Below are 14,536 nucleotides of genomic sequence, written 5' to 3' on the forward strand. Positions count from 1 at the left end.
TGTGCGTTCCGGGGGTGCGGGGAGGCGCACAATTGGGGCAGGTGATTTTCGCTCATACGCGCGGGTAACCTATCCGGCGAACACGGCAGGCGTATGCGCGTACGGCTATGGACAAGGAAGTCGATACTCCAGTGTCAGATCAGAATGCGGTAGAGACGAAAACGGATGTAGTGCTGGTTGGCGCGGGCATCATGAGCGCGACGCTGGGAGTGATCCTGCGTCAGGTGCAGCCCGATTGGTCGATCACCGCATTCGAGCGGCTCGACGCAGTAGCCGCCGAGAGCAGTGACCCGTGGAACAACGCGGGCACCGGCCACTCCGCACTGTGTGAGCTCAATTACACCCCGCAGAACGCCGACGGCACCGTGGACATCACGAAGGCCGTCAACGTGAACGAGCAGTTCCAGGTGTCGCGGCAGTTCTGGGCGCACGGCGTCGAGAGCGGTGTGCTGACGCAGCCCAAGGAGTTCATCAACCCCATCCCGCACGTGAGCTTCGTGCACGGCGAGGCCAACGCGAAGTACCTGCGGGCCCGCTACGACGCCCTCGCCGGCCACCCCCTGTTCGCGGGCATGGAGTACGTCGACGCCCCCGACGAGTTCACCCGGCGGCTGCCGTTGATGGCGAAGGGCCGCGACTTCAGCGATCCGATCGCCCTCAACTGGACCCAGGACGGCACCGACGTCGACTTCGGCGCCCTCACGAAGCAGCTCCTCGGCTACGTCGGCGCGTCCGGCGGCGTCGTCCACTTCGGGCACGAGGTCACCGACCTCACCAAGCAGTCCGACGGCAGCTGGGTGGTGAAGGTCACCAACCGCCGCAACGGTGCCAAGAAGGTCGTGCGCGCCAAGTTCGTGTTCGTCGGCGCCGGCGGCGGTGCGCTGCACCTGCTGCAGAAGTCCGGCATCGAGGAGGCCAAGGGCTTCGGTGGGTTCCCCGTCAGCGGCGCGTTCCTGCGCTGCACCAACCCGGAGCTCATCGACCAGCACCGGGCGAAGGTCTACGGCAAGGCGGCCGTCGGCGCGCCCCCCATGTCGGTTCCGCACCTCGACACCCGCGTGATCGGCAGCAAGCCCGGACTGCTGTTCGGACCGTACGCCGGCTGGTCGCCCAAGTTCCTCAAGCAGGGCCGGGTCACCGACCTGCCCAGCTCGGTCAAGCCGAACAACCTGCTGTCGATGCTCGGGGTCGGCGTCAGCGAACTCGGTCTCGTCAAGTATCTGATCAGTGAACTCGCGATGTCCGAGGCCGGTCGCATCGACACCCTGCGGGAGTTCGTCCCGAAGGCGCTCGGCAAGGACTGGGAGCTGATCACCGCGGGCCAGCGCGTCCAGGTCATCCGCCGGGCCAAGGGCAAGGGCGGCGTCCTCGAATTCGGCACCGCCGTCGTCAACGCCGGCGACGGCAGCATCGCAGGCCTGCTCGGCGCGTCGCCGGGCGCGTCCACCGCGGTGCCCGCCATGCTCGACGTGCTGCAGCGCTGCTTCCCGACGCAGTACGAGTCGTGGAGGCCGAAGCTCCAGGAAATGGTGCCCTCGCTCGGAGTCAAGCTCTCCGACGACACCGGCCTGTTCTCGCAGGTGTGGGACTGGACGTCGAAGGTGCTCCAGCTCGACACCAGCAAGGTGGAGGACGCGTCGGTCGCGGTCTGACCGACCGCTCGGCCCGGGTCCACGGACGCGCGCACTCCCGGGTGCTGTGCGATAGTTGCCTGTCATGACGGCAACCGCAGCACTCAAGCGTTCGTGGGCACTCGATCTCGACAACAAGACGCTCTACGAGTTGCTCAGGCTCCGCGTAGAGGTCTTCGTCGTCGAGCAGGCGTGCCCGTACCCGGAACTCGACGGCCGGGACCTGCTGGCCGAGACGCGTCACTTCTGGCTGGAGCAGGACGGTCAGGTGGTCTGCACGCTCCGCCTCCTCGAGGAGCACGCCGACGGCACCAAGTCGTTCCGCATCGGCAGGCTGTGCACGGCGCGGCCTGCGCGCGGTCAGGGGCACACCACGCGTCTGCTGCGCGCCGCGCTCGCCGAGGTCGGGGACGCGCCGTGCCGGATCAACGCGCAGACGTACCTGGTGGACATGTACGCCAAGCACGGTTTCCGGCCGGACGGCGAAGAGTTCGTCGAGGACGGCATTCCGCACGTCCCCATGCGTCGCGGCGGCGGTGCCGGCGGTGCCGCCCATGATGCCGGCGGTGGTGCTGCGTACGACGCGGCGGAGGCGGCCCCGTCGAGCGCTGGGAAGTGAGCGCCGACTAGGGTCGTCAGGTGAATGTCCGCGGGGAAGTCCTGTTCGAATCAGGCGCGGTCCCGCCACTGTGACGGATCTCTGACCGGCTGCCACCACCCTGGTTGCCGATCCGGTCTCCCAGCCAGATTGCCGCGGCGTTCGTACCGGCCAAAGCTCTCGGCGAGGAAACCGGGACGTGAAGGGATGCAGCGTGCGTGCGGATCGTGAAGTGGACCAGGTTCGACCCGACTTTTCGTGGGGTTTTCCGTTCAGTGCGGTGGTCGGCCAGGACCGGTTGCGGCTGGCCCTCGTCCTCTGCGCGGTCCATCCCGGTATCGGCGGAGTGCTCGTCCGCGGCGAGAAGGGGACGGCCAAGTCGACGGTTGTTCGCGCTCTGACCGCCCTGCTCCCGGCGGTGCAGGACGAGAACGGCACCCGCCCGGCGAGGCTGATCGAATTGCCGGTCGGGGCCACGGAAGACCGCGTCGTCGGTTCCCTCGATCTCGAGAAGGTGCTGCGCGACGGTGAGCGCGCGTTTCAACCGGGACTGTTGTCGGCTGCCCATCAGGGTGTGCTCTACGTCGACGAGGTCAATCTCCTGCACGACCACCTGGTGGATGTGCTTCTCGACGCCGCGGCGATGGGCCGCGTCCACGTCGAACGGGACGGCATCTCGCATTCGCACGCCGCCCGGTTCGTCATGGTCGGCACGATGAATCCGGAGGAGGGCGAACTCCGGCCGCAGCTCCTCGACCGGTTCGGGCTGGCCGTCGACGTCGCCGCGTCGCGGGAGGTGGACGTGCGGATGGAGGTGGTCCGGCGTCGGCTGGACTTCGAACGCGATCCCGCACAGTTCGTCGAGCGCTACGCCGAGCAGGACGCCGCCCTCGCCGCCGCCATCCTCGAGGCCCGCGACCGGCTCGACTCCGTCGTGCTCGACGACGTCGAGTTACGCCGAATCGCTTCTCTCTGTGCGTCGTTCGACGTGGACGGCATGCGCGCCGATCTCGTTCTCGCCCGCACCGCGACCGCGCACGCCGCGTGGCGGGGCGCCGGCGCCGTCGAGGCGGAGGACGTGCGGGTGGCCGCCGAACTGACTCTGCCGCACCGTCGCCGCCGGGATCCGTTCGACGAACCCGGTCTCGACGAACAGCAACTCGACGACGCGCTCCGGCAGGCCGACGAGGACGCGCGGTCCGGTGCCGGGGAACCGCCGGAGCCCGAACCCGGATCCCCGCCCGGCGCACCGCCCGCGGCGGACGGCACGGACACCGACCCGGAAGGACCCGACGATCCCGACGGGCCCGGAGGCGGCGCACCGGCACCCCCGGAACGCCCGGCAGGGCCGACCGCCCCCCAGTTCACCACCAAGCTTCTCGAGGTACCCGGAGTCGGCGAGGGCGCGCCGGGCCGGCGCTCGCGTTCCCGCTCGTCGCGCGGTCGCGCGGTGCGCTCCACCACCGAGTCGGGGCACGGACTCCACCTGGTGGGCACGCTCTTCGCCGCCGCCGGGCAGCAGGTGGCGCGCGGCCGGACCGCCGGGCGGATGATCCTCGATTCCGCGGATCTGCGCGGAGCGATCCGCGAGGGGCGCGAGGGCAACCTCGTGGTGTTCGTCGTGGACGCATCCGGGTCGATGGCGGCCCGCGACCGGCTGTCGGCCGTGACCGGCGCGGTCGTCTCACTGCTCCGCGACGCCTATCAGCGCCGCGACAAGGTGGCGGTGATCACGGTCCGGGGACGGGCCGCGGAACTCGTCCTGCCGCCCACCTCGTCGGTCGACATCGCCGTCCGCCGCCTGCAGGGAATGAAGACGGGTGGCAAATCCCCACTGGCAGAAGGCTTTCTGCGCGCACGCGAGGTCGTGCTGCGGGAGCGGCTCCGCGACCCGCAGCGCCGCGCGCTCGTCGTCGCGCTGACCGACGGACGCGCGACCGGCGGCAAGGATGCACTGCACCGGGCGAAGGTGGCGGCCGGGCTGCTCGCCGACAGCGCGGTCGCGTCGGTGGTCGTCGACTGCGAGAGCGGGATGGTCCGGCTCGGGCTGGCCGCGGAACTGTCCCGCCGGTTGCGGGGTGGTTACGTCCGCCTCGGCGAATTGTCCGCGCAGCAGGTCGCGGGCGTCGTCCGCGCCGCGGCCTGACCCGGACGCGGAATTCGGTAGGGAGAGAGAAGACACATGCCCAAGGGTGTTCCCGAGAACGTTCCGAACGACGGCCTCACCACGCGTCAACGGCGCAACGCTCCCGTGCTCGCGGTCCACACCGGACCGGGCAAGGGGAAGTCGACGGCCGCGTTCGGCATGGCACTACGTGCCTGGAATCAGGGATTCGACGTCGGAGTGTTCCAGTTCGTCAAGAGCGCCAAGTGGAAGGTGGGGGAGGAAGCAGCGTTCCGCGCCCTCGGCCAACTGCACGACGACACCGGTGTCGGCGGGGCGGTGCAATGGCACAAGATGGGCGAGGGCTGGTCCTGGACGCGGAAGCACGGCACCGAGGAAGACCACGCCGCCGCGGCCGCCGAGGGGTGGACCGAGATCGCGCGCCGACTGGGTGCCGAGGAACATCGCTTCTACGTGCTCGACGAATTCACGTATCCCCTGAAGTGGGGGTGGGTCGACGTCGGCGAGGTGGTCGAGGTCCTGCGGAACCGGCCGGGCAACCAGCACGTGGTGATCACGGGCCGCGACGCCCCGCAGGCGCTGATCGACGCGGCGGACCTGGTGACGGAGATGACCAAGATCAAGCATCCGATGGACGCCGGCCGAAAGGGCCAGCGAGGCATCGAGTGGTGACCGCCCTCCCCTCGGTGCCCGCGGTGGTCATCGCCGCACCCGCGTCGGGCAGCGGAAAGACCACCGTCGCAACCGGTCTGGTCGGGGCCCTGCGCGAGTCCGGCTGCGCGGTGGCCCCGTTCAAGGTCGGCCCCGACTACATCGACCCCGGGTACCACGGGCTCGCGGCAGGACGCCCGGGACGCAACCTCGACCCGGTGATGGTCGGCGCGGAGAGGATCGCGCCGCTGTACCGGCACGGGAGTTCGGGGTGCGACGTCGCGGTCGTCGAGGGCGTCATGGGGCTGTTCGACGGCAAGATCGACGCCGCGTCCCACGAGCCGTCGGCCGAGGGGTCGACGGCCCAGGTGGCCGCGCTGCTCGGTGCCCCCGTGGTGCTGGTGGTGGACGCGCGCGGCCACAGTCAGAGTCTGGCCGCGGTCCTGCACGGCTTCTCCACGTACGACTCCGGGGTCCGCATCGGCGGGGTGATCCTCAACAGGGTGGGCAGCCCGCGCCACGAACAGGTGCTGCGGCAGGCGTGCGAGCGCGTCGGGCTTCCCGTGCTCGGCGCCGTGCCGCGGATGACCGAACTGGAGGTCCCCTCGCGTCACCTCGGGCTGATCCCGGCCGCCGAACACGGCGCCGACGCCGTGAACGCCGTGGCCGCGATGACCCGCCTCGCCGCCCGCCACCTCGACCTCACCGCCATCCGCGCACTCGCGTCCTCGGCGGTCGGCGGCCCGGTGTGGGATCCCGCCGCGGAGGTCGGACCGATTCCGCCCGGCCCGCGTCCCACGGTGGCGATCGCCGGCGGCCGGGCGTTCACGTTCGGGTACGCCGAGCACCGCGAACTCCTGGACGCGGCCGGTGCGGACGTGACCTGTTTCGACCCCCTGCACGACCCGTTGCCGCCCGGCGCGAGCGGCGTGGTGCTGCCCGGTGGTTTCCCCGAGGAGCACGCCGTCGAGCTCGCCGGGAACACGGCGCTCCTGGCGCAGATCCGCGCACTCGCCACCGCGGGGGCACCGATCCACGCCGAATGCGCCGGTCTGCTCTACCTCGCGCGCAGCCTGGACGGTCATCACATGGCCTCCGTGGTCGGGGTCGACGCCTCGTTCGGGTCTCGCCTGACACTGGGGTACCGCGAGGCGGTGGCGGTGACGGACTCCACCCTGTTCGCGGCGGGTGAGCGGGTGGTCGGCCACGAGTTCCATCGCACGTCCCTCGCCGCGGCGGGCGCGGACGGCTTCGCACCCGCGTGGGGGTGGCGCCCCTGGGACGGTGACCCTGCGCGGGAAGGTTTCGTGCGCGGCGGTGTGCACGCCTCGTACCTGCACACCCACCCTGCGGGTCACCCGGCGGCGATCGCCCGTTTCGTGGCCGCGGCCCGCACCTTCGCCGCGCATGGCTGACGTCTGCGTCGGCGTCGGGTTCCGCGCGGCGGCGGACGGCGCCGACATCGTCGCCGCCGTCCTGCACGTGCTGGCCGCCGCGAACCACGTGTCGGACGGGGCTCTGGACTGCCTGTGCACCCTCGACCGCAAGGCTGCGGAACCGGCCCTGCTGGACGCCGCGTCGGAGTTGGGCGTCCCCGTCCGCGGATTCGCCGCGGCCGACCTGGCCGCCGTCGAGGTCGCCAACCCGTCGGACCGGGTGCAGTCGGCGACGGGATCGCCGAGCGTCGCGGAAGCGGCGGCCGTGCTCGGCGCGGGCGGCGGGCCGCTGATGGTGACCAAGTGGTCCGCGAATGGCGTCGTCGTCGCGGCAGCCCGTAAAGTTTCGTAGGTTCGAGACGAGCCGTGCAGGATTTTCAGGAGAAACGGGGAGAGCGCGTGACTGCTGCCACCGGAGACGAGACCAACTACCTGGTCGGACTCAATTTGGCCGATCGTCGTGTGGTCGTGGTCGGTGGCGGAACAGTCGCACAGCGCAGGCTCGGGCTCCTGATCGCATCGGGTGCACGGGTCCACCTGATCAGCCGCGCGGTCACGCCGGCCGTCGAGGGAATGGCCACTGCGGGACAGATCACAGTGGAACTTCGCGAGTACCGGGACGGCGACCTCGCCGACGCCTGGTACGCCATCGCGTGCACGGACGAGCCGGACACCAACGCGGCGATCGTCGCCGAGGCCGAACGGAACCGTGTCTTCTGCGTCCGCGCCGACAACGCCCGCTACGGCACCGCCGTCACCCCGGCCAGCGCGAGCTACGACGGAATGAGCATCGGCGTGCTGGCGGGCGGCGACCACCGCCGGTCCGCGGCCGTGCGCACGGCCCTCGTCGAGGGCCTGCAATCCGGTGCGGTCGCCGATACCGCCGAGTCGCCTGCGGCCGGCGTCGCACTGGTCGGCGGAGGTCCCGGCGACCCCGACCTCATCACCGTGCGCGGCCGTCGACTGCTCGCCCGCGCCGACGTGGTGGTCGCCGATCGCCTCGCCCCGCCGGAACTGCTCGCCGAACTGGGCTCGGACGTCGAGGTCATCGACGCCGCGAAGATTCCGTACGGCCGCGCGATGGCGCAGGAGGCGATCAACGCCGCCCTCATCGACGGCGCGAAGGCCGGCAAGTTCGTGGTGCGGCTCAAGGGCGGCGACCCGTACGTGTTCGGGCGCGGCTACGAGGAACTGGAGGCGTGCGCCGCGGCAGGTGTGCCCGTCACGGTCGTCCCCGGCATCACCAGCGCCATCTCGGTGCCGTCGGCCGCCGGCATCCCGGTCACCCACCGGGGCGTCACCCACGAGTTCGTCGTCGTCAGCGGTCACGTCGCCCCCGACCACCCGGATTCCCTCGTCGACTGGTCGGCGCTGGCCCGGTTGAAGGGCACGATCGTGTTGCTGATGGCCGTCGAACGCATCGAGGCGTTCGCGACCGTCCTGATGGACGGCGGGCGTCCCGTGGACACCCCGGTCACGGTGATCCAGGAGGGCACGCTGCGGACGCAGCGCACCGTGCGGGCCGATCTCCAGACCGTCGCCGCGCGGGTCAAGGAAGAGCAGATCCGTCCCCCCGCCATCGTGGTCATCGGGCCCGTGGCCGGGTTTTCTGTGGACGCTGGGTAACGTGAACCCCCGTGTCTGAATCCCGAGTACCCGAAGGCGCGCCGGCGTCGAACCAGTCTGCGGCGAGAACCACGGTGAATCCGCCCGCCGCCACCCGCGTGATGGGGCTGGCGATCGTCGTGCTGAGCGGGCTGCAGATGATGGTGGTCCTCGACGGCACCGTCGCGAACCTGGCCCTCGCGCCGCTGCAGGCCGACCTGGGTCTGAGCGACAGCGGACGCAACTGGGTGCTTACGTCGTACGCGCTCGCATTCGGTGGCCTCATGCTGCTGGGCGGACGGCTCGGTGACGCGTTCGGCCGGAAGAAGATGTTCGTCGGCGGTGTCGCCCTGTTCACGATCGCCTCGCTGCTGTGCGGTCTCGCGGTGGGCGAGTTCATGCTGATCGCGGCCCGGTTCCTGCAGGGCGTCGGCGCCGCGGTGGCCTCGCCGACGGCGCTGGCCCTGGTCGCGACCACATTCGCGGCCGGACCCGCACGCAACCAGGCCATCGCGATCTTCGCGGCCATGACGGGCATCGGGTCCATCGCAGGCCTGATCATCGGCGGCGCCCTCACCGAGGTGTCGTGGCGCCTGATCTTCCTCATCAACGTGCCCATCGGGGTCGTCATCGTCGGGTGCGCGTTCGTGGCGTTGAAGGAGACCGCGGGCGAACGCCTGGCCCTCGACGTTCCCGGCGCGGTCCTCGCGACGGTCGCGGCGACTGGTGTGGTGTTCGCGCTCACCGAGGGCCCGGAACTCGGCTGGGGGAGTCCGTACGTAATCGGCGCGCTCATCGCCGGGCTGCTGCTGTTCGGCGCGTTCCTGTACGTCGAACGGACCGCCGACAACCCGCTGCTGCCGTTCTCGCTGTTCCACGACAAGAACCGGGTGGCGACGCTCGTCGCGATCTTCTTCGCCGGTGCCGTCATGTTCACGGTCGCCGCGTTCGTCGCGTTGTTCGTCCAGGACATCCTCGGCTACAGCCCCCTCGAGGCGGGCCTCGCGTTCATCCCGTTCGCGTTCGGCCTCGGGAGCGCGGCCGCGGTGGCGTCCAAGCTCGCCGTGCGGATCCAGCCGCGGTGGCTGGTGGTCGCCGGCGCCACGATCATGGTGGTCGGGCTGCTCTACGGGTCGACCCTCGACAGTTCCGCCACCTATCTGGCCAACCTGTTCGTACCGGTCGTCGGCATCGGGTTCGGCGTCGGACTCGCCGTGGTCCCGCTCCCGCTGTGCGCCATCGCCGGGGTGTCGGAAACCGAGATCGGGCCGCTCGCCGCCATCGCGCAGGTGGCGCAGACCCTCGGCGGCCCCCTCGCCCTCGCCGTCATCGGGGCGATGGCCACGTCGCGCACCCTGTCGCTCGGCGGCATCTCCGGCAAGGTCGCGGACATGAATCCGGCGCAACTCGAGGCACTCGGCAACGGGTACACCTTCGCCCTCGTCGGCAGCGCCGGCTGCGCCCTCATCGCCGGATTCGCCGCGCTGTTCATCCGCTTCACCCCGCAACAGGTCGCGCAGGCGCAGGCCGCCGAGAAGGCCGCGCAGCAGGCGTGAGCGTTTCGGCCCGGTGACCGGAGACCGTCGCTAGCATCCGGTCATGGACTACAAAATCGAGCTGATCATTCTGCCGGTGTCCGACGTGGACCGGGCCAAGGCGTTCTACGCCGACCAGGTCGGCTTCGTCGTCGACCACGATCACCGCGTGGACGAGAATGTGCGGTTCGTCCAGCTCACCCCGCCCGGATCGGCCTGCTCGATCGCCGTCGGCGAGGGCCTGGTCGACACCCCGCCCGGCTCGGTGCACGGGTTGCAGATCGTCATCGACGACGCCGATGCCGCCCACGCGGAACTGTCCTCCCGCGGTGTGCCCGTCAGCGAGGTGCAGGATCTGGCATGGGGGCGTTTCGTGTACTTCGCCGATCCCGACGGCAACCAGTGGGCGCTGCAGCAGCTTCCGCAACGCGGCTGACCGGCACGGCGGGTCGCAGAAATCGGCCCGCCCGCGCAGGCCGGGCGGAGCATGATGGTCCTGTGCTCACACCCACCCGCACGTCCGGCATGGGGGCAGTCGCAGCAGGCCTGCTGCTGGCTGCCTGGGTGGCCGGGGTTCCGGCCACCGCTGGCGGGAGTCGCAGGACCCCCAGCACGACTACGCCGTCCTCCGGGTGGCGCCGAGTGGAACCACCGTGCCCGCCCCCGTCGAAGCGGTGGTCGGTGGCGGCTTCGAACTGGCGCCCGCCCCGGCAGCCGAGACCACCGTGGCGGTCACCGGCTACCCGGCGCTGGGTGACAGTCCGGTGTCGTGCACGGCCGCGACCACGTCGACGGACAGCTATCCGACGGTGGTCTGCGACGGTCTCAGCGACGGAACGAGTGGTGGCCCGTGGGTGGCGGGTCCGCGGGTCGTCGCCCTCGTCGGGGGCCTCGACCACGGCGGGTGCACCGACTCGGTGTCCTACTCACCTGCCTTCGGCGCCGCCACCTTCAACCTTCTGCAGCGCGCGGAGAGCCGCGGCGCCGGGGACTCGACACCGTTCGCGCTGCCCGGCATCTGCACCCGATCCTGACGCGGATCAGCGGGGTGCCGGCCGGTACCGGCGCACGGGCCTGCCCGCACCCCCGTACTCCAGCCGGACCTCCAGCAGCCCCTCGGACAGGTAGTGCTCGAGGTAGCGGCGCACACTGACCCGGGAGAGTCCGGCGAGTTCGGCGCATTCGGTCGACGACAGTTCGCCCTTCGACCGCAGGATGTCGAGCACGAGGCGGCCGGTTTCGGCGCTGAGCCCCTTCGGGAGCCGGCTCGGTTCCGGATTCTTGCCCTTGCCCCCGAACAGGGAGTCGATCAGGGATTGGTCTGCGCCGGACTGTGATTCGAGGGCGCGGGCGCGGCGCCGGAAGTTCTCGAGCTTCTCCTGCAGCTGCGTGTAGTCGAACGGCTTGACCAGATAGTCGGAGGCGCCGCCGTGCAGGGCGCGGCTGACGGTGTCGATCTCCCGGGCGGCGGTGATCATGATGACGCCCACGGCGTTGCCCTCGGCGCGCAGTCGCTGCAGGACGTCGAGGCCGGACATGTCCGGCAGGTACACGTCCAGGAGCACGAGGTCGGGGTTGCCGGTGCGCACCGATTCGAGGGCCTCCGCGGCGGTCCGCGCCACCCCGACGGTGGTGAACCCCGGTGTCTTGTCGACGAATCGGCGGTGGATCTCCGCGACCATGAAGTCGTCGTCGACGACCAGGACCTCATACATCGCCACGCCGTCCCGTCATGATCGGAGAGTCTAGCTACGCGGCACGTGGACGGTGAACAAGGCACCACCGGTGCCGGGTGCGTCCGAGACGGCCGCGGTCCCGCCGTGCTGGGAGCTGACGAGACGGACCAGGGCGAGCCCGATTCCGCGGCCACCGGGCGTGCCGGGCTTCGAGGTGACCCCGCGGGAGAAGATCTCCTCCCGCATCGTCTCGGGAACTCCGGGACCGGAATCGGCGACCTCGATGAGAATGCCGTCGTCGTCGGTGATCCGGATCGAGATCCGTGCGTCCCGGCCGCCCTCGGACACGTCGACGGCGTTGTCGATGAGGTTGCCGAGCACGGTGATCACGTCGGTGGCGAGTTCGGGGCCGAGGGCGTGCAGGTGTGAGTCCGGTTCCAGCGTCAGCGACACCCCGGTCTCGGCGGCGAGCGACGTCTTCGCGATCAGCAGCGCGGCCACGGCAGGATCCGAGATACGTTGCGTGACAGCGTCACTGATCTCCGCCCGGCGGCGGGTGAGGGTGCCGACGAACTCGGTGACCGCGTCGTAGTCGCCGAGCTGCGTCAGCCCCGAGATCGTGTGCAGCTGGTTGGCGAACTCGTGCGTCTGCGCCCGCAGGGTGTCGGTGACACTCTTGTGCGAAGACAGCTGGCTCTGCATCGACGCCAGTTCGGTGCTGTCGCGCATCGTGGTGACGGTGCCGATCTTGTGGCCCTGGCTGGTGGCGGCGCGACGGCTCAGCGCGAGCATTCGCGACGACGTCGACAGCACCACGTCGCGGCCGTCCTCCCCGGTGAGGAGGTACTGCCGGACGGCGGGGTCGAGCGTGACGTCGTCGACGTGCCTGCCGACGGAGTCGCCGGTGAGGTCGAGCAGTTCCTGGGCGCTGTCGTTGAGCACGGTGATCACGCCGTCGGGGTTCACCGCGACCACCCCCTCGCGGATGCTGTGCAGCAGGGCCTCGCGATGGTCGGCAAGGCTTGCGATCTCGGCGATTTCGAGTCCGCGGGTGTGGGTCTTGATCCGGCGGGACAGCAGCCACGAGCCGAGAAGCCCCAGACCGGCACCGATCCCGAGGTACAGGAGCAGGCGCGCCCCCGCGCTGCTGAGCAGGTCCCAGATGGACGGGTAGTCGTCGCTGACGGAGACGACCGCGAGGACGTCCCCGGTGGCGGACAGGATCGGGACGTGCCCGACGATGGCGCGGCGCCCGTCGACGTCCACGTCGCCCGACCAGGCGCGTCCGGTCATCACGTCGCTGGCCCCGAGTTCCGCGGGAACCCCGAGCCGGGTCGGATCCGACGACACGGAGACCGCCCCGTTCGGTGCGACGATCTCCGCGAGCGTGGCGCCGGACAGGTTGACGGCGCGATCGACCTCCGGTGCCAGCACCCGCTCGACCGAGCGGTCCGACAGCTGGTCGCGCACCACCGGCGTCGACGCCACGTTCTCGGCCACCGCGATCATGCGCTGTCCCTGGAGGTCGCGGAACTCCACGGTCGACTGGTGGACCGACACCGCGGCCACCGCGAGCAGCACGACGGCGACGACGACGAGCTGGAGAAGCAGGACCTGGCCCGCGAGGCTACGAACGCGGGGATGAAGTGGTGACCACAATGAACTTAAGTTCCGTTTCGTTCGCATAGGTGACGTGCATCACGCCCGAGGTTCAGTATTGCGGAAGATCACATTCATGGCGAAATGGGGAACGATGTCGAGAACAGGTAGCGGGAGCAGGGTACGCGCGCTGCTCCTGCTCGCGCTCGTGGGCCTCCTCGTGGCCGGCTGCGGGGTCACCCGCGGCGAGGACGAGGGCCTGCACAGGGTGCGGATGATGGTTCCGAACAGTCCGGGCGGCGGCTACGACCTCACGGCGCGGACCGCGGTGAAGATCATGGAAGACGAGGACATCACCGGCCGCGTCGAGGTCTTCAACGTGATCGGCGCAGGTGGAACGGTGGCGATGGCCCGGCTGATGAACGAGGCCGGCAACGACGACCTCATGATGATGATGGGCCTCGGCGTCGTCGGCGCCGGCTACACCAACGGATCCACCGCACGGGTCTCCGATGCCACCGCGCTGGCCAAGGTGGTCGAGGAGCAGGAGGGCATTCTCGTGCCCGCGGATTCGCCGTTTCAGAACATCGACGATTTCGTGGCCGCGTGGCGCGCCGACCCGGCGTCGATCACCATCGGCGGCGGATCCTCGCCCGGCGGCCCCGACCACCTGTTCCCGATGGAGACGGCACGCGCGGTGGGCGTGGACCCCAACGCGGTGAACTACGTGTCCTACGACGGCGGCGGCGACCTGCTGACGGCCCTGCTCGGCAAGAAGATCACCGCGGGCACGTCGGGGCTCGGCGAGTACGTCGACCAGATCGAGGCCGGCCAGGTGCGGGTCCTCGCGGTGTCGGGAAACGAGCGGGTCGACGGTGTCGACGCGCCGACGCTCACCGAAGCCGGAGTGGATCTGACCTTCACCAACTGGCGGGGCGTCCTGGCGCCTCCCGGGCTGTCCGAGGGTGCCAAGGCCGACATGGTCGAGGCGCTTCAGAAGTTGCACGACACACCGGAATGGAAGGAGGCCCTGGTGAAGAACGGTTGGAGTGACGCCTTCATGATTGGACCGGAGTTCGAGCAGTTCCTCCGGGACCAGGACGAGCGGGTCTCGTCCACGCTGGCCGAATTGGGGCTGACATGACCGCGCCCGCAGATCCCGCGGCCGTCTCCGCGGACACGACGCCGAAGCCGAAGCGGAGGGACTACGCGCAGTTCGTCGTGTGCGCGGTGATGGCCGTGATCGGGGTGTTCCTCGTCGTCGACGCGCTGTCGCTCAGCGAGGGCTTCGCGAAGGTGGACCCGGTGGGCCCGCGACTGTTCCCGCTCGTCATCGGCGGGGGACTGCTGGTGCTGTCCGTGGTGTTCGCCGTCGCGATCCTGCGCGGCTCCACCGGGGACGCCGACAGCGGCGAGGACGTCGACCCGAATTCTCCGGGCGACTGGAAGACGGTCGGTCTGCTCGTCGGATTGTTCGTGCTGACCATCGCGCTCGTCGACTTCCTGGGATGGGCGATCATCGGCACCGTCCTGTTCGCCGGGGCCGCAACCATTCTGGGCAGCAGGCACTGGGTGCGCAACATCGCGATCGGGGCCGTGCTCGGATTCGGAAGCTTCTACGCGTTCTACGTCGGGCTCGGAATACCGCTGCCCGCAGGCATTCTGGACGGAATTCTCTGA

The 14,536-nt window shown here is 70.2% G+C and carries 14 protein-coding genes; 12 read left to right on the forward strand and 2 right to left on the reverse strand.

Going from position 1 to position 14,536, the window contains the following annotated elements; genetic code table 11:
• Nucleotides 1-107 precede the first annotated feature (107 nt).
• The 10 genes from mqo to ACFU5V_RS19665 all read left to right on the forward strand — a co-directional run bounded on the left by mqo (nucleotide 108) and on the right by ACFU5V_RS19665 (nucleotide 10,615).
• Nucleotides 108-1,652: a malate dehydrogenase (quinone) gene (gene mqo / locus ACFU5V_RS19620; protein WP_378701314.1), complete on the forward strand. Its 1,545-nt coding sequence runs from the start codon at nucleotides 108-110 to the stop codon at nucleotides 1,650-1,652.
• Between the two features lie 64 nt (nucleotides 1,653-1,716).
• Nucleotides 1,717-2,250 carry a GNAT family N-acetyltransferase gene (locus tag ACFU5V_RS19625; protein WP_378701316.1) on the forward strand — a complete coding sequence of 178 codons (534 nt, stop codon included), beginning with the start codon at nucleotides 1,717-1,719 and terminating at the stop codon, nucleotides 2,248-2,250.
• Nucleotides 2,251-2,461: 211 nt separating this feature from the next.
• Entirely contained in the window at nucleotides 2,462-4,375 is a 1,914-nt protein-coding gene (locus tag ACFU5V_RS19630) for a VWA domain-containing protein (protein ID WP_378701515.1), read from the forward strand.
• A 36-nt stretch (nucleotides 4,376-4,411) separates the two neighbouring features.
• Nucleotides 4,412-5,026: a cob(I)yrinic acid a,c-diamide adenosyltransferase gene (gene cobO, locus ACFU5V_RS19635; protein WP_378431011.1), complete on the forward strand. Its 615-nt coding sequence runs from the start codon at nucleotides 4,412-4,414 to the stop codon at nucleotides 5,024-5,026.
• Entirely contained in the window at nucleotides 5,020-6,420 is a 1,401-nt protein-coding gene (locus ACFU5V_RS19640) for a cobyrinate a,c-diamide synthase (RefSeq protein WP_378701318.1), read from the forward strand. The genes cobO and ACFU5V_RS19640 overlap by 7 nt, the downstream gene beginning before the upstream one ends.
• Entirely contained in the window at nucleotides 6,413-6,793 is a 381-nt protein-coding gene (locus tag ACFU5V_RS19645; protein WP_378701320.1) for a cobalamin biosynthesis protein, read from the forward strand. The genes ACFU5V_RS19640 and ACFU5V_RS19645 overlap by 8 nt, the downstream gene beginning before the upstream one ends.
• Nucleotides 6,794-6,840: 47 nt before the next feature.
• A complete protein-coding gene (gene cobA / locus ACFU5V_RS19650; protein ID WP_378431014.1) occupies nucleotides 6,841-8,067 on the forward strand; it encodes a uroporphyrinogen-III C-methyltransferase in 1,227 nt (408 codons plus the stop codon).
• A 101-nt stretch (nucleotides 8,068-8,168) separates the two neighbouring features.
• Nucleotides 8,169-9,602 (forward strand): MFS transporter, encoded by a 1,434-nt coding sequence (locus tag ACFU5V_RS19655; RefSeq protein WP_378701517.1) that lies wholly within the window; start codon nucleotides 8,169-8,171, stop codon nucleotides 9,600-9,602.
• A 43-nt stretch (nucleotides 9,603-9,645) separates the two neighbouring features.
• Nucleotides 9,646-10,017 (forward strand): glyoxalase superfamily protein, encoded by a 372-nt coding sequence (locus ACFU5V_RS19660; protein ID WP_206005232.1) that lies wholly within the window; start codon nucleotides 9,646-9,648, stop codon nucleotides 10,015-10,017.
• A 217-nt stretch (nucleotides 10,018-10,234) separates the two neighbouring features.
• Nucleotides 10,235-10,615 (forward strand): hypothetical protein, encoded by a 381-nt coding sequence (locus ACFU5V_RS19665; protein ID WP_378701322.1) that lies wholly within the window; start codon nucleotides 10,235-10,237, stop codon nucleotides 10,613-10,615.
• A gap of 6 nt (nucleotides 10,616-10,621) precedes the next feature.
• On the opposite strand, the gene ACFU5V_RS19670 is transcribed toward ACFU5V_RS19665, so the two are convergent.
• Both ACFU5V_RS19670 and ACFU5V_RS19675 read right to left on the reverse strand, forming a co-directional pair.
• Nucleotides 10,622-11,296 carry a response regulator gene (locus tag ACFU5V_RS19670; protein ID WP_087555714.1) on the reverse strand — a complete coding sequence of 225 codons (675 nt, stop codon included), beginning with the start codon at nucleotides 11,294-11,296 and terminating at the stop codon, nucleotides 10,622-10,624.
• Between the two features lie 30 nt (nucleotides 11,297-11,326).
• Nucleotides 11,327-12,943, reverse strand: a complete 1,617-nt coding sequence (locus ACFU5V_RS19675) for an ATP-binding protein (protein ID WP_378701324.1) — start codon at nucleotides 12,941-12,943, stop codon at nucleotides 11,327-11,329.
• Between the two features lie 67 nt (nucleotides 12,944-13,010).
• On the opposite strand from ACFU5V_RS19675, the gene ACFU5V_RS19680 reads away from it, so the two are divergent.
• Both ACFU5V_RS19680 and ACFU5V_RS19685 read left to right on the forward strand, forming a co-directional pair.
• The gene (locus ACFU5V_RS19680; protein ID WP_378431047.1) at nucleotides 13,011-14,000 is read left to right on the forward strand and encodes a Bug family tripartite tricarboxylate transporter substrate binding protein; all 990 of its coding nucleotides are present in this window, start codon (nucleotides 13,011-13,013) and stop codon (nucleotides 13,998-14,000) included.
• Complete coding sequence (locus ACFU5V_RS19685; RefSeq protein WP_378431017.1) at nucleotides 13,997-14,536, forward strand: tripartite tricarboxylate transporter TctB family protein; 540 nt, start codon at nucleotides 13,997-13,999, stop codon at nucleotides 14,534-14,536. Before ACFU5V_RS19680 ends, ACFU5V_RS19685 begins: the two co-directional genes overlap by 4 nt.

Origin of the sequence: Rhodococcus sp. NPDC057529, from assembly GCF_042802055.1 — a bacterium.
GTDB lineage: Bacteria > Actinomycetota > Actinomycetes > Mycobacteriales > Mycobacteriaceae > Rhodococcus_F.